Here is a 17,746-nt window from a genome sequence, read left to right as displayed (position 1 = left end):
CAATACGCGTCCCGCCGGCGACGATAACCCTCACTCACCGGGCGATGACGCCAGCTTCCGAAGAGGGCATCGTGACCGAACAGTCGCTCACCGTCCGGGACAACCGGACCGGCAAGGACTACGACCTTGCCATCACCGACGGCACCATCAAGGCCGCCGATCTGAAGCAGATCAGCGGCGCGGAGGGTGACGGTGGCCTGGCCACCTACGACCCGGGCTTCGTCAACACCGCATCGACCCGTTCCAGCGTCACCTTCATCGACGGTGACAAGGGCATCCTGGAGTACCGCGGCTACCCGATCGAGCAGCTCGCCGAGCACTCGACGTATCTCGAGGTGGCCTACCTGCTGGTCAACGGCGCGCTGCCGAACAAGACCCAGCACGAGCAGTGGGTGCACGACGTGACGAATCACACGTTCGTGCACGAGAATCTCAAGACCTTCATGCAGGGGTTCCGCTACGACGCCCACCCGATGGGCATGCTGCTCGCCTCCACCGGCGCGCTGTCCACCTTCTACCCCGAGTCGCGCAACATCTTCGACGAAGAGTCGCGCCAGCTGCAGATCACCCGGATGATCGCGAAGATGCCGACCCTCGGCGCCTTCGCGTTCCGGCACGCGCAGGGCAAGCCGTATGTCTACCCCGACAACGAGCTCAGCTACGCGGCGAACTTCCTGTCCATGCTGTTCAAGATGAGCGAGCCGAAGTATGCGGCCGACGATCGTCTGGTGCGCGCGCTGGAGATCCTCTTCATCCTGCACGCCGACCACGAGCAGAACGCCTCCACCAACGCCGTCCGGGCGATCGGTTCGACCCACGTCGACCCGTACAGCGCGGTCGCCGGCGGTATCGCCGCCCTCTACGGCCCGCTGCACGGTGGCGCCAACGAGGCCGTGCTGAAGATGCTGCGCCGGATCGGTTCGCTGGAGAACGTGCCGTCGTTCATCGAGGGCGTGAAGGCCGGCGAAGAGCGGCTGATGGGCTTCGGTCACCGGGTCTACAAGAACTACGACCCGCGCGCCAAGATCATCAAGAAGGCCGCGGACGACGTGTTCGAGGTGACGGGGATCAACCCGCTGCTGAAGATCGCCGTCGAGCTGGAGAAGATCGCCCTCGAGGACGAGTACTTCGTCTCCCGCAAGCTCTACCCGAACGTCGACTTCTACTCCGGCCTGATCTACGAGGCCCTGGAGTTCCCGCCGGAGATGTTCACCGTGCTGTTCGCCATCCCGCGCACCTCGGGCTGGCTGGCACAGTGGCTGGAGCTCCTCGGCGACGCCGATCAGAAGATCGCCCGCCCGAAGCAGATCTACACCGGCGCCCGCGGCGTCGACTACGTCCCCATGGGTGACCGCTGACCCACGGCAAATTGGCACGGCCCCGGTTCGGCGTCTTCGCTCGAACCGGGGCCGTTTCTTTGTCTCTGCCACGTATGACGCACCTTCCGCCACCAAGGTTTCAGCCAGTCAGTACGGCGATGAGGTGGTCCACCTGGCCGCGCGCTTTCGCGAAGGCCACGTGGTCGATGTAGTCGCGCGATTCGACGATCAGGCCGTCTCTGATGCGCATGACGAAGACGCACGGCACGGTGAACGGCTCGTCCGTCGCGGGCACCACGCCGACATAGTCGAACTCGGCCACGATCACCTCGGGATCCGCCGTCTGGTGCACGCGAATGTTGGACGGCTGATAGCTGACGTTGCGCGGCGCCCGCGAGCCGAAATGCCTTCGCAACTCGTCCCGGCTGGTCAGCGGCTCATCACCGTACGGCGACATGGGGTGGCGCACGTCGGTCTGCTCGGCGTAGAGCGCGGGCAGTTCGTCTCGTCGGCCCTCGGCCACTCCGTTCACCAGCCGGAGGAACACGTCTTCTGGGGTGTCTTGCGAGGTCATGCGGGTCCTCTCGATAGAATCCGGAGTGATGACTCCGAATATACGGAGTGGCTACTCCGCTTACAAGAGGTGATCGTTGTGCGCGCCGATGCCCGGGACAACCGTGCTCGCGTTCTGACCGCGGCCGAGAAGGTGTTCGGCACCGACCCCGATGCGTCGACCGAGGCCGTCGCCAAACTGGCCGGGGTCGGGATCGGGACTGTGTTCCGGCATTTCCCGGCCAAGCGCGATCTGCTCGAAGCGGTGCTGACGGTTCGGCTCGAGCGGCTCGCCGAACAGGCGCGCGCCCTGGCCGAGGCGGCGGATCCCGGCCGGGCCTTCTACGACTTCTTCGACCAGGTGGTCACCGAAGCCCCCGGCAAACTCGCGGTGGCGGACGCATTGGTCAAGTCCGGCGCCACCGCGGGCCCTTCGGCGAAGGCCGCCGGCGCCGCGTTGCGCGAGGCCTTCGCCGAACTGCTCACACGCGCGCAGGCCGCGGGCGCCGTACAAGCTGATGCCGGGTTCGCCGAGGTCTACGCCCTACTGGTCGGCACCTCCCGCGGCGCCATCGCCGTCGACCTCAACCCAGCCGACCGCGACGCCTTACTAGCCCTAGCCCACCGAGCCCTCAGGCCCTAGCGGGGGCGGACGACGCGGGTTTCGTCCCAGACCGGGTCGGGGGATTCGTAGACGGTGCCGTCGGAGCCGAAGACGAGGAAACGGTCGAAGCCGCGCGAGAACCAGCGGTCGTGGGTGACCGCCAGGACCGTGCCGTCGAAGGCGTCGAGGCCTTCCTCCAGCGCCTCGGCGGATTCGACGTCCAGGTTGTCGGTCGGCTCGTCGAGCAGGAGCAGGGTCGCTCCGGACAGCTCCAGCAGGAGGATCTGGAAACGGGCCTGCTGGCCGCCGGAAAGGCTTTCGAAGGTCTGCTCCGACGCGTGCGCGAGCTCGTAGCGGTCGAGTTTGCGGGAGGCCAGTTCGCGGCCCATGCCCTCGCGATGGTCGTCACCTCGGTGCAGGATCTCCAGCAGCGTCTTGCCCATCAGCTCCGGATGCTCGTGCGTCTGGGCGAACCACCCGGGCCGCACGCGCGCACCCAGCTTGGCACCCCCGGTGTGAGCCACTGGCGGGATCTCGACCTCCCCCACCGGCTGGTGCTCGATGTCGGGATCGCTGCCGCCATTGGCCAATAGACGCAGGAAGTGCGACTTACCCGAGCCGTTGGAACCGAGGACGGCCACGCGTTCGCCGTACCAGACCTCGAGGTCGAACGGGTTCATCAAGCCGGTCAGTTCGAGGCTTGTGCAGACGACGGCGCGCTTGCCGGTCCGGCCGCCCGTGAGGCGCATGCTGACCTTCTGCTCGCGCGGAATCGCCTCGGGTGGCCCGGCCTCCTCGAACTTCCGGAGCCGGGTCTGGGCCGCGCGATAGCGGGAGGCAAGACCGTCATTGTAGGCGGCTTTCACCTTGTACATAAGGACAAGCTGCTTCAGCTTGGCGTGCTCCTCGTCCCAGCGACGACGTAGTTCCTCGAACCGCTCGAAGCGGTGCTCGCGGGCTGCGTGGTACGTCCGGAAGCCGCCGCCGTGAACCCAGGCGGTGTTGCCGGCGGCACCGAGCTCGATCGTGACGATCCGGGTCGCGGTGTTGGCCAACAGCTCGCGGTCATGGCTGATGTAGAGCACGGTCTTCTGGGTGGCGTTGAGCTGGTCCTCGAGCCACCGCTTACCCGGTACGTCGAGGTAGTTGTCGGGCTCGTCGAGCAGCAGCACCTGGTCCGGGCCACGCAGCAAAGCCTCTAGGACAAGGCGTTTCTGCTCGCCACCCGACAGCGTCTTCACCTCACGCCACTGGCACTGGTCGAACGGAATACCCAGTGCGGCCGTCGCACAGACGTCCCAGAGCACCTCCGCGTCGTACCCGCCGGCCTCGCCCCAATCGGAGATGGCCTGGGCATAGCGGAGCTGGGTCTTCTCGTCGTCGCTCTCCATCATGGCCAGCTCTGCCAGGTCCAGCTTGGCCGCGGCCTCGCGAACGGCGGGAGGCGCCACGCTGAGCAGGAGATCCCGCACGGTGCTGGAGTCGCGCACAGAGCCCACGAACTGCCGCATCACGCCGAGCCCGCCGGACCGGCTGATGCTTCCGCTGTGCGCTTTGAGGTCGTCGGCGATGATCCTGACCAGCGTCGTCTTCCCAGACCCGTTGGCGCCCACCAAAGCGACCTTCGCGCCATCGCCGACCCGGAAGGTGATGTCGTCCAGCAGCACCCGTCCATCCGGGAGCTCGAACCCGACACCTGCGATATCCACGTGACCCATGCCCCCTAGTCTGACCGCCCGCCCGGCGCCCCCGCGACCGGTTATCATCGCGGCCGCCGACCCAAGGAGCGCCGATGGCCGACCTGTCCCACCCGCTCGGCCCTGAGGTGCCGCCCGGGCACCCGGCCCACGAGTGGGTCCAGCGCATCGTGCACGCGGTCGCACAACGCACCGGCCGGCCGACGAGCTGGAACGGCCGGCTCTACGAGGAGCCGTCGTACGCGGCCATGGCCACGGCCCGTCCGGACCACTCGCTCGCCGGCGGCGTGGACGACGTCATCCGGCCGTTGCAGAATGCCGCGACCGCGGGGCGCTACGAGGCCTTCCCGCTCCGGGCGGCGGTCGCGGCGGTCGCGCACGAGGCGATCCACCTCAGCAGCGAGTACGGCGATGGCGCCTCGGATGCCGAGGTCGGCGAGGTCGCGCTCGACGAGGGCCTGACCGAGGCCTGGACGCTGGCCAACGTCGACGGTGTCCTCACCGACATCGGGATGGACCGGCAGGTGCCGTCGATCGTTTCGCAGCACACCGTCGACAGCTATCCCACCTACACCGCGGCCACCAACGAGCTGACGCGCGGACTGTCCGAGGCCAGCGGAATGCCGCCCGACCAGGTTCGCGATCATCTACTCAACACGCCACGATCGGAACGCTGGAACGCCGCGGCCGACCTCGTCATCGACGGGCAGCTCGGCGGCCAGCTGCACCCGGAGGACCGCGCTGAGCTGCGGAAACACCTCGTCCCGGAGATGCGCGGCGGCTTCGAGAAGCTGCCGGCCGTGCAGTGGGGATACGACCTGGACACGGAGAAGGCCGCCCAGGGGCAACAGATCGGCCAGCAGGCGATCGAAGGCCTCAAGGCGACCACTGGCCGGCTACAAGCGCAGTACACGCAGTCCCCCGGCCAACCCCTCTCACCGGCTCCAGATCGGCCGCCGGTTTACGTGACCGAGAACTCCGGGCGTCTGGAAGCTCCGCCGCCACTGCCGGTCTCTACCGAGCCGAAGCGCTCTATGCAGGAGCTGATGGCAGCGCAGCGAGAGAAGGCCAAAGCCCCGCTCAACGTTCTGGACGGACAAGCACCCGCCTCTGGCGCGGTCAGCAAGCCAGCAGCACCACAGGCGGCCCCCAACGCCGTACGGCCGACCGGACCGCAGCAGGACAAGGGCGGCCGGTCGGTCGACTGACGAGGGCTACCAGCCCGGTAGTGCCTCTAGGAACGTGCCGCGGTCAGGACGGGCTGAGCCGATGGCGAAGAGATTCAGCGGCGCTGCGTACAGGCCATACGTCTTCTTGCCGGTGAAGAACCCTGGCGTCGCGCAGCCGTCGTAGGCGACCCAGATCTCCCTGACGCCCTTGGCCGTGTCGAACCGCAACACGATCACCTGCTTGCCCGTGGCATTCTCCGGGGCGCACCGCTTGAAGACAGGTAGTTCCGGGTTCCTCTCACGGAGCGGCTTGATCGCGTCGACGACCTCTTGCGCCTGCTGCGGGCCTAGAACGGCTGAGCCGAGTAGAGCCGTCTTGAGCCGCACGTTCGGCTCGATCACCCGGTAGCGGCAGACGGTCAGACCAGTCACCGGAGTATTCAGGTCGAGGCCTACGGCGACAGGGATCGCGGTGATGCTCGTAGCCGAAGCGATCGCGTGGAACGGCTCGCAGCCGCCCACCCTGCCCTCAGTGCTCGGTGTGTTCGGTGTGTTCGGCGCCTTACCTGTGCCCTGGTCGGCGTTGCTGTCGGCCGAACCCGCACTTGTCTCAGACGCGTTCATGCCCGGTGTAGCGACCTGCCAGACGCCACCGATCGCCAGCGCGACCACGACCGCGGCACCACCGATGAGCATCGTCTGGCGGCGACGGTGGATCCGGGCCCGCGCCACGCTGGCGAGATGGCTGGCGCTCGGTGCGCCGCCCGCCTTCTGCCGGAGGGCGTCCGCCACCTGACGGCCGAGCTCGTCGTCCTGCTGATCGAAGTCAGGCATCGCCGGCTCCTTCCTTGCTCAGAGTGGTCTTCAGGCTGGCCAGCGCACGATGCACGCTGGACCGGGCGGTCGCTTCGGCGCAGTTCAGCAGTACGGCGATCTCGGCGTACGACAGCTCCTCGTAGAACCGGAGCACCACGGCCGCACGCTGTCTCGGCGGCAACGTCGCGCACAACGCCCAGACGGCATCCGCCTCGGCCCGATCGCCGGCCCCGTCACCGGTCATGGCCGCTGTCCCGGCGGGCTCCGCCTCGGGCACTTCCCGGCGCCTGAACTTGCGCCACCAGGAGATGTGCGCGTTGACGATCATCCGCCGCACGTACGCCGCGGGGTCGTCGGCGGCACTCACCTTCTTCCATTTGGCGCAGGCGGTCGTCAGGGCGTCCTGTACGGCGTCCTCGGCCAGATTCGCGTCACCGGTCAGCACGTAGGCGAAGCGCATCAGGGCGTCACCGTGCGTCTTGACCCATGTCTCGAAGAACAGCGACTCCGATGATGATGACCTGGCCTGGGGTACCGCCACGGCTGCCTCCATACCCTGAGGACGGCGATCGCCCCCTGATTCGTTGCAGCTAAACGCCGCGAGTTACGCGAAGTACGCGGAAGCCCTTCGCGCTCGCGTGCCGGGTGGCGGGAAAGCCCTGGTCGGTGAGCCAGCGCTGCAGGGAGTCGGCGCCGAGGTTCTTGCCGACCACCAGCCAGGCCACGCCATCGGGTTTCAGCCGGGGCAGCCAGCGCAGCAGCATCTTGTGCAGTTCGGGTTTGCCGATCCGGATGGCCGGGTTGGACCAGATCCGGTCGAACGACACCTCCGCCGGTACGTCGTCCGGCAACGCCACCCGGACGTCGACGCCGAGCGCCTTCGCGTTGGCCGCGGTCAGCTCGAGGGCCCGGCTGTTGACGTCGACGGCCCATACGTCGGCCGCGTCCACCTCGGTGGCCAGGGCGCAGGCGATCGGTCCGTACCCGCAGCCGAGGTCGAGCAGCGTGCCGCCTTCGCAGTCCGGCTCCACCTCGCGCAGGAGCACCGACGTACCGAGGTCGAGGCGGTCGCGCGAGAAGACGCCGGCCGACGTACTGAACTCGTACTCGCGCTCCCAGATCCGCGCCCGCACGGTACGCCGTACGTCGGCGGACGTCGGGTCTGCCGAGAAGTACTGGTCAGCCATGGTGAACCTCTCCCCGCACCTGACGGGCCTCGACCGCCCGCGCGGCCAGATCGGCGTCCGCGGGATACATCACTTCCTCCAGGGTCAGCCCGGCCGCGGCGACCACCGTCACGGCCGAGTCGCGCGCCCGGGAAGCCAGTACGGCGGCCGGCCAGTCCGGCTCGCGGCGACCATCCCCGACCGGGATCATCGAGCCGACCAGCGCGCGGACCATCGAATGGCAGAACGCGTCGGCGATGACCGTACCCTCGACCGCGCCTGCGTCGGTCCGCCGCCAGTGGAACTCCAGCAGGGCCCGGACCGTGCTCGCGCCCTCGCGGCGCCGGCAGAACGCGGCGAAGTCGTGCTCGCCGAGGAGTTTGCCGGCCGCCTCGTTCATCCGGTCGATGTCCAGCGGGCGCGGCACTCGCAGCATCACGTGGCGCGTCAGCGGATCCCAAAGGCCCTGGTCGTCGCAGATCCGGTACACGTACCGGCGGGCCAGCGCCGAGAAGCGGGCGTCGAACCCGGCCGGGGCCGGCGCGACCGAGGTGACCGCGACATCGGGCGGCAGCACACCGTTGAGCCGCCGCTGCAGCTCACGCCCGGGCATCTCGGTCTCCAGATCGACGTGCACGACCTGACCGCGAGCGTGGACGCCGGTATCGGTCCGCCCGGCACAAGTGACGGCCGGAGCGTCCGGAACTCGCAGAATGGTGCGGAGCGAATCCTCCAGCACCCCCTGAACGGTCCTGAGCGGCCCCTGACGGGCCCAACCGTGGAATCCGGTCCCGTCGTACCTCAAGTCGATCCGCCAGCGCACAGGAGCACGCTACACGGCCGTGACAGTGACAGGACGCGACAACGCCCCCTCACCAGGAGGGGGCGTTGTCAGGTGGAACTTCAGGTCACTCGTCGTCGGACGAGGCACCGGCCTTCGTGAAACCAGCAGCCTTGGCGGCGTCCTCGGTGCGGAACCACACCTCGGCCTTGGTCTGCTCGTACCACTGGCCATCCGGCGCGTGGTACTTCATCGAGTCCTCGTTGCCCTTGATGTCGAAGCCCTCGGGCGCCGAACCATCCTCGAGCGGGGCGTGCGCGTCGTCGCCGTACTTCTCGACGGCGGCGTCGGCGGTCTCAGCGGTCTCGACGACCTCAGCCTTGTCAGCAGCGGCCTTCTTGGCCGGAGCCTTCTTGGCGGCGGCCTTCTTGGCGGGCTTCGCGTCGGCCTTCGCCGCGGCGGCGTCCGCCATCGACTCGACCAGCTCGATCCGGACCATGGGGGCGTTGTCGCCCTTGCGGGGGCCGAGCTTGATGATCCGGGTGTAACCACCCGGACGGTCGGCGAAGCGCTCACCGATCTCCGTGAACAGGACGTGCACGACCGTCTTGTTGCGGATCCGCTTCATCACCTGGCGGCGCGAGTTCAGGTCGCCACGCTTGGCCTTGCTGATCAGGTCCTCAGCCAGCGGCTGGAGGCGCTTGGCCTTGGTCTGCGTGGTGGTGATCGCACCGTGCTCGAACAGCGACGTCGCCAGGTTGCTGAGGATCAGCCGCTGGTGCGCCGGGCTGCCACCGAGACGGGTGCCCTTTGTGGGGGTAGGCATTTCTTACTCCAGAAGATGTTTGATGCTGCCGGTCGAACGACCCGCAACGGATCGGCTCAGTACTGCTCGGTCTCGGCGAAGCTCTCGTCCTCGTCCTCGCTGTCCTCGCCGTACGCCTCAGCTGCGGCGCGCAGGTCGAACCCGGGGGGCGAGTCCTTCAGCGACAGGCCCATCTCGGCCAGCTTCAGCTTGACCTCGTCGATCGACTTGGAGCCGAAGTTCCGGATGTCCAGCAGGTCCTGCTCGCTGCGCGAGATCAGTTCACCCACGGTGTGGATGCCCTCACGCTTGAGGCAGTTGTACGACCGGACGGTCAGCTGCAGGTCCTCGACCGGCAGGGCCAGGTCGGCCGCCATCTGCTCGTCGACCGGCGACGGGCCGATGTCGATGCCCTCGGCCTCGACGTTCAGCTCGCGGGCCAGACCGAACAGCTCGACCAGGGTCTTACCGGCGGAGGCGACGGCGTCGCGCGGCAGCATCGACGGCTTGGTCTCGACGTCCACGACGAGACGGTCGAAGTCGGTGCGCTGCTCAACCCGAGTGGCCTCGACCTTGTAGGTCACCTTGAGGACCGGCGAGTAGATCGAGTCGACCGGCATGCGGCCGATCTCGGCGTCCGCCGACTTGTTCTGCACGGCGGACACGTAGCCACGGCCACGCTCGACGACCAGCTCCATCTCGAGCCGGCCCTTCTCGTTCAGGGTGGCGATCTTCAGGTCCGGGTTGTGCACCTCGACACCGGCCGGCGGCGCGATGTCCGCGGCGGTGACGTCACCGGGGCCCTGCTTGCGCAGGTACATGGTGACGGGCTCGTCGTGCTCGGAGGAGACGACCAGGTCCTTCAGGTTCAGGATCAGCTGCGTCGCGTCTTCCTTCACACCGGCGACGGTGGAGAACTCGTGCAGCACACCGTCGACCTTGATGCTGGTGACGGCCGCGCCCGGGATGGAGGACAGCAACGTACGGCGAATGGAGTTGCCGAGGGTGTAGCCGAAACCGGGCTCGAGCGGCTCGATCACGAACCGCGAGCGGTGCTCGTCGACGACCTCTTCGGTCAGTGTGGGGCGCTGGGCAATAAGCACTTCAGGACTTCCTTCTGTCTCGCGACGACCACTATTTGAGGCCGCGAACGGTATTTCCCTCGAAGATCCGGCCTGGGCCACCTGGCCCAGGCCGGAACACTGCTAGTTCTTCGAGTAGAGCTCGACGATCAGGTGCTCTGCGACCTGAGTGTCGATCTGCGCCCGGGTGGGCAGCTGGTGCACCAGGATGCGCAGCCGCTCGGGCAGCGCCTCCAGCCAAGCGGGCACCACTCGCTCCGAGTGGGTCTCCCTGGCGATGATGAACGGGGTCATCTCGACCGACTTCGGCCGGACGTCGATCACGTCGTGCGCGGCGACGCGGTACGACGGGATGTTCACCTTGATGCCGTTCACGGTGAAGTGACCGTGCACGACGAGCTGACGCGCCTGACGACGGGTACGGGCCAGACCGGCGCGGTACACGACGTTGTCGAGGCGGGACTCGAGGATGATCAGCAGGTTGTCACCGGTCTTACCAGGACGCCGCGAGGCCTCCTTGTAGTACAGGCTGAACTGCTTCTCCAGCACGCCGTAGGCGAAACGGGCCTTCTGCTTCTCACGGAGCTGAAGCAGGTACTCGCTCTCCTTGGGACGGCCGCGGCCGTGCATACCCGGCGGGTACGGACGACGCTCGAAAGCCTTGTCGCCACCGACGAGGTCAACCCCGAGACGGCGCGACTTCTTGGTCATAGGACCGGTATAACGGGCCATTATTCGCTACCTTCCTCTCTGGGTCAGACCCGGCGCCGCTTGGGCGGACGGCATCCGTTGTGGGCGGTCGGGGTGACGTCCTGGATGGTGCCGACCTCGAGGCCGACGGCACCCAGCGAACGGATCGCGGTCTCACGGCCGGAGCCGGGACCCTTCACGAAGACGTCGATCTTGCGCATGCCGTGCTCCATCGCGCGACGCCCAGCGGCCTCGGCGGCCATCTGCGCGGCGAACGGGGTCGACTTGCGCGAGCCCTTGAAGCCGACGGTGCCGGCGGAGGCCCACGAGATGACCGCACCGGTCGGGTCGGTGATCGTCACGATCGTGTTGTTGAACGTGCTCTTGATGTGCGCGTGGCCGGCGGCCACGTTCTTCTTCTCCTTGCGGCGCACCTTCTTGGCGCCGGCCGCTGTGCGGCTCTTGGGAGGCATAAGTCAGTTGCTCCTGGCTGTGTCAGCAAAGGCGGGGTCGAGGACGAGGGTCATCCGGGTCACTTCTTCTTCTTGCCGGCGATCGCCTTACGACGACCCTTACGGCTGCGGGCGTTGGTGCGCGTGCGCTGACCACGCACCGGCAGACCGCTGCGGTGCCGGCGACCCTGGTACGACCCGATCTCGATCTTGCGGCGAATGTCCGCGGTCACCTCACGACGGAGGTCACCTTCGATCTTGTAGTTGCCTTCGATCCAGTCCCGGAGCTTCACCAGCTCCTCGTCACCCAGCTCGTGGACGCGCTTGTCACCGGAGATACCGGTCGCTTCCAGAGTCTTCAGGGCGCGAGTACGACCTACACCGAAGATGTAGGTGAGGGCGACCTCGATGCGCTTGTCGCGCGGGAGGTCGACGCCTACGAGGCGTGCCATGTGGCGGTGTTCCTTTCGTCGGCAGAGGTGTGGTGACGCGCTGCGTCCCTGCCCGCCTTGGTGAGTCTCAGGTTGTCTTCACCAGCAGGGCCCCGGCCTCTGTTCCGGGGGCGACATCCAGCCTGAGCCGGATGAGCATGCGCGTTGTGGTGCGAAAGTGCCGTGATGCTTCGAGCTGGGCTGAATCAGCCTTGCCGCTGCTTGTGCCGCGGGTTCTCGCAGATCACCATGACCCGGCCGTGACGGCGGATCACCTTGCACTTGTCGCAGATCTTCTTGACGCTCGGATTGACCTTCATCGAGCTTCTTTCTTCGACAGGTGGGTGGTTACTTGTACCGGTAGACGATGCGACCTCTGGTGAGGTCGTACGGCGACAGCTCCACGACGACCCGGTCCTCAGGAAGGATCCGGATGTAGTGCTGCCTCATCTTGCCGCTGATGTGCGCGAGCACCTTGTGCCCGTTGGACAGCTCAACACGGAACATCGCGTTCGGCAGGGCCTCGACGATGGTGCCCTCGAGTTCGATAACTCCCTCTTTTTTGGGCATGTCCTCGCACTTCTGTAGACGACTTGACAGGGTTTCGTACGGGTAAAGCACGGCCACCTGGACGCTCTGGAACACGAATTGCCCTCCCGACGTCCGGAGCGAGAAGCGCCGTCATCGAGCAGCCGCGGGCAGCATGAACAGAGCCCACAAAGGGCCAAGGAAAGAGTTTACGCGAACGACACGCGGGAATCCAATCGGGGTGCCGGCCCGCCGCTCAGGGTATGGGTGTGGCCCCTGATTCGCCTGCCCGCCAGATGTGCTCGGGCATCAGCTCGAGGATGTCACAGGCCGCGTCCAGCTGCGCCAGGATCGTCTCAGGCTTCCGGAAGGACGGCATCAGGGCGACGAACCGATCGCCGTGTGTCACGAACCCGAACGGCTGAACGGAGAGCAGGACGGTCATCACGCGCGGATGCAGTACGGCGTGCACCGTCGCGGGCTCACCGCGCACGAGCCGGTAGCGGTCGTTGAACTCGGCACTCTCCAGGTGCAGGTCGAGTGGACGCAGGCCCGGCGCGACCAGGCCGGTCAGCGACTCCGGCGCGATCTGCATCGCCGGCAGCGGGCGGTCGATCTCCAGATCGATGAAGTCGAACGCGACCTTCGTATCGCCCAGCCCGAACCGGAACCGGCCCAGCCAGAACCGGCGACCACGATGTACGCCGCTGGTGACCTCGACGACCTCGGGCTCCGGGTCGGCGGTGAACGGCATGAACGGCCAGCGGGCCTTGAGCTCCGGAGCCGTCGCCGCGTACGTCCATCCCCGCCGGGCCGCCTCCCGCCGCCAGGCGCGCTGCAACCTCGCACCGAGGAGGCCGATGGCGAGCGGGAAGGCGATCAGGCCGAGCAGCCAGACCGGCACGGCCCAGATGGCGGCGTCGCGCGCGAACACGGCGACCAGAGCGACCGCCGGCAGCCCTACGCCGACCCAGAGCACCAGGACCAGGCAGGACACCTGCCGGAATCGCCAGGTGCCGCCAGGCTGCCATACCGGCCGGATGCCGGTTCGTTCGGACGAGCCCACTGTCAGCGGCGCTTCCCGAGCGCGCCGAGGGTGATGACGCCCCACGGGATGAGCAGCCAGACGGGCCAGAAGTGCGGCCAGTGACCGCCGCCGGCAAGCCCGATAACGAACCAGATCAGCACGTTGATCAGCACGATCGAGCCGAAACCGCCCGCGGCCGCGAGGACGGGGTGCTTCTCCTTGGGGCGCTCCGGGAAGGTGCCCGGCGCCGGGGCCGGCGTGGCCTGGCGGGCGACGGCCGGGGTGGCGTGCGTGCGGACCGGCGGGAGGTCCCGCACCAGCGGCTCCAGTTCGCCGTACGTCTGGCTGGAGTAGAGACGGTCCAGCCGGGCGTTGAACTCGGGCTGGTCCAGCCGCCCGTCGGCGAAGGCGTCCCGCAACCGGCCCGCGATCTTGTCGCGGTCGGTCTCGCTGAAACGCTCGTGAGGCTGGTACTTGCTGGGCATACGACCAGTCTGCCTCAGGCGTGGGAGCGTTGGCGTCCCCCTGATGGTGGACGCCGGGTGGAAACCCTGCGGTCAGTCGATCAGGGCGCCGCAGGTGATGCCGAGCTCGGCCAGTTTGGCCGCACCGCCATCGAGGGCGGTCAGGATCCACGGCCCCTGCGGGGTCAGCGTGAACGTGTGCTCGGTGTGGGCCGCGGCCTGACCGTCATCGGTCACCACGGTCCAGTCGTCTTCCAGGGTGTGGTTGTCCTGCTTGCCGAGGGTGAGCATCGGCTCAACGGCCAGGGCCAGGCCCTCGACCAGCTTCGGCCCACGGCCCGCACGCCCGAAGTTGGGCACGTTCGGCGGCTGGTGCATGGCCGAACCGATGCCGTGGCCGACGAAGTCCGTGACGATGCCGTACTCGGACTGCGACCGCACGTGCTGCTCGACGGCCGCGGAGATGTCCGTCAGTCGCCCGCCCAACTTGGCGGCGGCGAACCCGCGCCACATCGACTCCTCGCAGACCCGGGCCAGCTCCAGCAGGGCCGGGTCGACCTCGCCCACGGGCACCGTGATGGCCGCATCGCCGTGCCAGCCGTCCACGATGGCGCCGCAGTCGATCGAGATCAGGTCGCCTTCGGCCAGCACCCGGTCCCCCGGGATGCCATGCACGATCTCGTCGTTCACCGAGGCACAGATCGAACCGGTGAAGCCGTGGTAGCCCTTGAACGAGGGCGTCGCGCCGGCCGACCGGATGCTGTCCTCGGCGATCTTGTCCAGCTCACCGGTACTGATACCGGGCCGGACCTCGCCGCGCAGCAACTCCAGCGTGCGGCCGACCACCAGACCGGCCGCACGCATGGAGATGATCTGTTCGCGGGTTTTGATCTCGATCCCGCGGTCCTTAAAGATCACTGCAGATCACGCAATCAATTCTCGAGCGTCTTCAGGGCGGTCAGCACGCGCTCGCTGACCTCGTCGATCTCGCCCACGCCGTCGACCTCGACCAGCAAGCCGCGCTCGGCGTACACCTGCAGCAGCGGAGCGGTCTCCGCGGCGTACACCTCCTGGCGGTGCCGGACGACGTCCTCGGAGTCGTCGCTGCGGCCCTCGACCTTGGCGCGGCGCAGCATCCGGTCCACCAGTACCTCGGTGTCCGCGGTGAGCGCCACGACGGCGTCGAGCTTGTGACCGTGCTCGGCCAGGATCTCGTCGAGCGTGCCGACCTGGGCCACCGTGCGGGGGTAGCCGTCCAGGAGGAAGCCAGGATCGGCGTCCGCCTCGGAGAGCCGGTCGCGAACCATCGCGTTGGTGACCTCGTCGGGCACGTAGTCCCCGGCGTCCATGTAGCGCTTGGCCTCGAGGCCGAGCTCGGTCTGGTCTTTCACGTTGGCCCGGAAGATGTCGCCGGTGGAGACAGCCGGGATCCCAAGACGCTCGGCCAGAACCTTGGCCTGCGTCCCCTTACCCGCGCCCGGCGGGCCCATCAGCAACATTCTCATCAGCGCAAGAACCCTTCGTAGTTACGCTGCTGCAACTGGCTCTCGATCTGCTTCACGGTGTCGAGACCGACGCCCACCATGATCAGGATCGAGGTTCCACCGAACGGGAAGCTCTGGCTCGCATCGACGAGAACCAGCGCGATCAAGGGGATCAACGAGATGATCGCCAGGTAGATCGCACCCGGGAAGGTGATCCGGTCCAGCACGTACTTCAGGTACTCCTCGGTCGGCCGACCGGCCCGGATACCCGGAATGAAGCCGCCGTACTTCTTCATGTTGTCCGCGACCTCCTTCGGGTTGAAGGTGATCGAGACGTAGAAGTAGGTGAAGAAGATGATCAGGCCGACGAAGGCGATCATGTAGTACGGGTGGTCACCGCGAACGAAGTTCGTCTGGATCCACTGCGCCCATTTCTCGTCTTTTCGGAACTGACTGACGAGCACGGGTAGATACATCAGGCTGGAGGCGAAGATGACCGGGATGACGCCGGCCTGGTTGACCTTCAGCGGAATGTACGTCGAGGTGCCGCCGAACATCTTCCGGCCGACCATGCGCTTCGCGTACTGCACCGGGATGCGGCGCTGCGCCTGCTCGATGAAGATGACCGCGGCCATGATGATCAGACCGATCACGATCACCATGAAGAAGACGCCGAGACCCTTTTGCTTGCGGATGTTCCACAGCTGGGTCGGGAAGGTGGCGACGATCTGGGTGAAGATCAGGATCGACATACCGTTACCGACACCACGGTCGGTGATCAGCTCGCCGAGCCACATGACCACACCGGTACCGGCGGTCATGGTCAGCACCATCACCGTCACCGGGAACCAGCCGTCGTCGTAGAGCAACGGCAGGTTACAGCCCTGGAACAGCTGGCCGGGCGTCCGCGCGAGCGCAACGAAGGCGGTCGCCTGCAGGATGGCCAGACCGACGGTCAGGAACCGGGTGTACTGGGTGATCTTGGTCTGACCGGCCTGACCCTCCTTCTTCAGCGTCTCGAGCCGCGGGATCACCACGGTGAGCAGCTGGAGGATGATGCTCGCGGTGATGTACGGCATGATGCCCAGCGCGAAGATCGCGAGCTGGAGCAGTGCCCCACCGGAGAACAAGTTGATCAGGCTGTAGAGGTTCGCGTTCTCCCCGCCCTGGGTCTGCTTGATGCAGGTGTCCAGAGACTGAACGTTGACCCCGGGGGCCGGCACGACCGACCCGATCCTGAAGATCACGACGATGAAAAGTACGAAGAAGATCTTCCGGCGCAGGTCCGGAGTCTTGAACGCATTGGCGAAGGCGCCTAACACCCTGTCCTCCCACAAGTTTCCCGCACCCGAGGGTGGCAGGGCCTAACACAGCTGGGCAAGAGACGAACCAGGGCTCGTCCGGAACACCGCGTGACAATAACATCACCCGCGTCCGCACGAGCCCTGGTCAATTCACACCTCGGTGGTGGATCCCCCGGCCGCCGCGATCTTCTCCTTGGCGGACTGCGAGAACTTGTGCACCGAAACCTGAAGAGCAACGGTCAGTTCGCCGTCGCCCAGCACCTTCACCGGGCGACCTGCGCGGACCGCACCCTTGGCGACGAGATCGGCAACGCCGACCTCGGTCGCTTCCGGGAAGAGCTGACCGAGCTTCTCCAGGTTAACGACCTGGAACTCGACCTTGTTCCTGTTCTTGAAGCCCTTCAGCTTCGGCAGCCGCATGTGCAGCGGCATCTGCCCACCCTCGAAGTGCTCGGGGATGTTGTTACGGGCCTTGCTGCCCTTGGTACCGCGGCCGGCCGTCTTACCCTTGCTGCCTTCACCACGACCCACACGGGTCTTGGCGGTCTTGGCACCGGGAGCCGGACGCAGGTGATGAACCTTGAGCGTCATATCAGTCGACCTCCTCGACGGTGATGAGGTGGCGAACCGCGCGCACCATACCGCGAATCTCGGGACGGTCATCGTGGACGGCGACATCGCCGATCCGCTTGACGCCCAAGGTGCGCAGCGTGTCGCGCTGGTTCTGCTTGCCACCGATGCCGGAACGGGTCTGGGTGACCTTCAAGCGTGCCATCAGGAAACCGCCTCCGCCCGCGCCTTCAGCAGTGCCGCAGGAGCGACGTGCTCGACCGGCAGACCACGGCGAGCAGCCACGGCCTCCGGGGTCTCCAGGCTGCGCAGCGCGGCAACGGTGGCGTGCACCACGTTGATCGCGTTGGACGAGCCCAGCGACTTGCTGAGGATGTCGTGGATCCCGGCGCACTCGAGAACCGCGCGCGCCGAACCACCCGCGATCACACCGGTACCGGGAGCGGCCGGGCGCAGCATAACCACGCCGGCAGCCTTCTCCCCCTGCACCGGGTGCGGGATGGTGCCCTGGATCCTCGGCACCTTGAAGAACGACTTCTTGGCCTCCTCGACACCCTTGGCGATCGCCGCGGGCACCTCCTTGGCCTTGCCATAACCCACACCGACGGTGCCATCACCGTCACCAACGACCACGAGGGCGGTGAAGCTGAAGCGTCGACCACCCTTCACGACCTTGGCGACACGGTTGATGGCTACCACGCGCTCGATGTAGGCGGTCTTGTCAGCTGCCGCACCACGACCACCGTCGCGGCCACGGCGCTCACCACCGGCGCCGCCTCCGCGACGCTGCTGGCCTCCGCTCATG

The 17,746-nt window shown here is 67.0% G+C and carries 24 protein-coding genes; 3 read left to right on the top strand and 21 right to left on the bottom strand.

The features are described 5' to 3' along the window. Positions 1-71 precede the first annotated feature (71 nt). Positions 72-1,358 (top strand): citrate synthase, encoded by a 1,287-nt coding sequence (locus tag OG394_RS32130; RefSeq protein WP_328990915.1) that lies wholly within the window; start codon positions 72-74, stop codon positions 1,356-1,358. A gap of 100 nt (positions 1,359-1,458) precedes the next feature. Here the strand turns inward: OG394_RS32130 and OG394_RS32125 are convergent, their stop codons facing one another. Next, positions 1,459-1,893 carry a nuclear transport factor 2 family protein gene (locus OG394_RS32125; protein WP_328990914.1) on the bottom strand — a complete coding sequence of 145 codons (435 nt, stop codon included), beginning with the start codon at positions 1,891-1,893 and terminating at the stop codon, positions 1,459-1,461. Between the two features lie 78 nt (positions 1,894-1,971). Between OG394_RS32125 and OG394_RS32120 the strand changes: the two genes are divergently transcribed. After that, a complete protein-coding gene (locus OG394_RS32120; RefSeq protein WP_328990913.1) occupies positions 1,972-2,514 on the top strand; it encodes a TetR/AcrR family transcriptional regulator in 543 nt (180 codons plus the stop codon). Here the strand turns inward: OG394_RS32120 and OG394_RS32115 are convergent. Beyond that, entirely contained in the window at positions 2,511-4,193 is a 1,683-nt protein-coding gene (locus OG394_RS32115) for an ABC-F family ATP-binding cassette domain-containing protein (RefSeq protein WP_328990912.1), read from the bottom strand. The two genes, OG394_RS32120 and OG394_RS32115, sit on opposite strands and share 4 nt — an antisense overlap. Before the next feature lie 74 nt (positions 4,194-4,267). Between OG394_RS32115 and OG394_RS32110 the strand changes: the two genes are divergently transcribed. Then, positions 4,268-5,380: a hypothetical protein gene (locus tag OG394_RS32110; protein WP_328990911.1), complete on the top strand. Its 1,113-nt coding sequence runs from the start codon at positions 4,268-4,270 to the stop codon at positions 5,378-5,380. Positions 5,381-5,386: 6 nt separating this feature from the next. Here OG394_RS32110 and OG394_RS32105 read toward each other — a convergent pair whose 3' ends face one another. From OG394_RS32105 to rpsE, 19 genes are all read right to left on the bottom strand, one after another. Beyond that, positions 5,387-6,175 (bottom strand): hypothetical protein, encoded by a 789-nt coding sequence (locus tag OG394_RS32105; protein ID WP_328990910.1) that lies wholly within the window; start codon positions 6,173-6,175, stop codon positions 5,387-5,389. After that, entirely contained in the window at positions 6,168-6,698 is a 531-nt protein-coding gene (locus tag OG394_RS32100; protein ID WP_328990909.1) for a SigE family RNA polymerase sigma factor, read from the bottom strand. The genes OG394_RS32105 and OG394_RS32100 overlap by 8 nt, the downstream gene beginning before the upstream one ends. Before the next feature lie 49 nt (positions 6,699-6,747). Further along, positions 6,748-7,344: a class I SAM-dependent methyltransferase gene (locus OG394_RS32095; protein ID WP_328990908.1), complete on the bottom strand. Its 597-nt coding sequence runs from the start codon at positions 7,342-7,344 to the stop codon at positions 6,748-6,750. Beyond that, positions 7,337-8,146, bottom strand: a complete 810-nt coding sequence (truA, locus tag OG394_RS32090; RefSeq protein WP_328990907.1) for a tRNA pseudouridine(38-40) synthase TruA — start codon at positions 8,144-8,146, stop codon at positions 7,337-7,339. Before truA ends, OG394_RS32095 begins: the two co-directional genes overlap by 8 nt. 85 nt (positions 8,147-8,231) lie before the next feature. After that, positions 8,232-8,930, bottom strand: coding sequence for a 50S ribosomal protein L17, sunset domain variant (gene rplQ, locus OG394_RS32085; protein ID WP_328990906.1), 699 nt, complete (start codon positions 8,928-8,930; stop codon positions 8,232-8,234). A gap of 56 nt (positions 8,931-8,986) precedes the next feature. Then, the gene (locus OG394_RS32080; protein ID WP_328990905.1) at positions 8,987-10,012 is read right to left on the bottom strand and encodes a DNA-directed RNA polymerase subunit alpha; all 1,026 of its coding nucleotides are present in this window, start codon (positions 10,010-10,012) and stop codon (positions 8,987-8,989) included. A 102-nt stretch (positions 10,013-10,114) separates the two neighbouring features. Continuing rightward, the gene (gene rpsD / locus OG394_RS32075; RefSeq protein ID WP_328990904.1) at positions 10,115-10,723 is read right to left on the bottom strand and encodes a 30S ribosomal protein S4; all 609 of its coding nucleotides are present in this window, start codon (positions 10,721-10,723) and stop codon (positions 10,115-10,117) included. A 23-nt stretch (positions 10,724-10,746) separates the two neighbouring features. Beyond that, positions 10,747-11,154: a 30S ribosomal protein S11 gene (gene rpsK, locus OG394_RS32070; protein WP_012923659.1), complete on the bottom strand. Its 408-nt coding sequence runs from the start codon at positions 11,152-11,154 to the stop codon at positions 10,747-10,749. Between the two features lie 59 nt (positions 11,155-11,213). Then, positions 11,214-11,585, bottom strand: coding sequence for a 30S ribosomal protein S13 (gene rpsM / locus OG394_RS32065; RefSeq protein ID WP_012923660.1), 372 nt, complete (start codon positions 11,583-11,585; stop codon positions 11,214-11,216). 185 nt (positions 11,586-11,770) lie between these two features. Next, positions 11,771-11,884, bottom strand: coding sequence for a 50S ribosomal protein L36 (gene rpmJ, locus OG394_RS32060; RefSeq protein WP_008361054.1), 114 nt, complete (start codon positions 11,882-11,884; stop codon positions 11,771-11,773). Positions 11,885-11,912: 28 nt separating this feature from the next. Continuing rightward, positions 11,913-12,134: a translation initiation factor IF-1 gene (gene infA, locus OG394_RS32055; RefSeq protein WP_012923661.1), complete on the bottom strand. Its 222-nt coding sequence runs from the start codon at positions 12,132-12,134 to the stop codon at positions 11,913-11,915. 214 nt (positions 12,135-12,348) lie between these two features. Further along, complete coding sequence (locus tag OG394_RS32050) at positions 12,349-13,158, bottom strand: hypothetical protein (RefSeq protein WP_328990903.1); 810 nt, start codon at positions 13,156-13,158, stop codon at positions 12,349-12,351. Positions 13,159-13,160: 2 nt separating this feature from the next. Then, complete coding sequence (locus OG394_RS32045) at positions 13,161-13,604, bottom strand: DUF1707 SHOCT-like domain-containing protein (protein WP_328990902.1); 444 nt, start codon at positions 13,602-13,604, stop codon at positions 13,161-13,163. A 72-nt stretch (positions 13,605-13,676) separates the two neighbouring features. Continuing rightward, a complete protein-coding gene (map, locus tag OG394_RS32040; protein ID WP_328990901.1) occupies positions 13,677-14,501 on the bottom strand; it encodes a type I methionyl aminopeptidase in 825 nt (274 codons plus the stop codon). Between the two features lie 14 nt (positions 14,502-14,515). Further along, a complete protein-coding gene (locus OG394_RS32035) occupies positions 14,516-15,088 on the bottom strand; it encodes an adenylate kinase (RefSeq protein WP_328990900.1) in 573 nt (190 codons plus the stop codon). Then, positions 15,088-16,389, bottom strand: coding sequence for a preprotein translocase subunit SecY (gene secY, locus OG394_RS32030; RefSeq protein ID WP_328990899.1), 1,302 nt, complete (start codon positions 16,387-16,389; stop codon positions 15,088-15,090). Before secY ends, OG394_RS32035 begins: the two co-directional genes overlap by 1 nt. A 132-nt stretch (positions 16,390-16,521) precedes the next feature. Next, on the bottom strand, positions 16,522-16,962 hold the full coding sequence (gene rplO / locus OG394_RS32025) for a 50S ribosomal protein L15 (protein ID WP_328990898.1): 441 nt from the start codon (positions 16,960-16,962) through the stop codon (positions 16,522-16,524). 1 nt (position 16,963) lies between these two features. Then, on the bottom strand, positions 16,964-17,146 hold the full coding sequence (rpmD, locus tag OG394_RS32020; protein ID WP_185448308.1) for a 50S ribosomal protein L30: 183 nt from the start codon (positions 17,144-17,146) through the stop codon (positions 16,964-16,966). Then, a complete protein-coding gene (rpsE, locus tag OG394_RS32015) occupies positions 17,146-17,745 on the bottom strand; it encodes a 30S ribosomal protein S5 (protein ID WP_328990897.1) in 600 nt (199 codons plus the stop codon). The genes rpmD and rpsE overlap by 1 nt, the downstream gene beginning before the upstream one ends. Position 17,746: the final 1 nt, after the last annotated feature.

This window comes from Kribbella sp. NBC_01245 (genome assembly GCF_036226525.1).
In the GTDB taxonomy this organism is placed as follows: domain Bacteria; phylum Actinomycetota; class Actinomycetes; order Propionibacteriales; family Kribbellaceae; genus Kribbella.
This window is presented reverse-complemented; position numbering and strand designations above follow the sequence as displayed.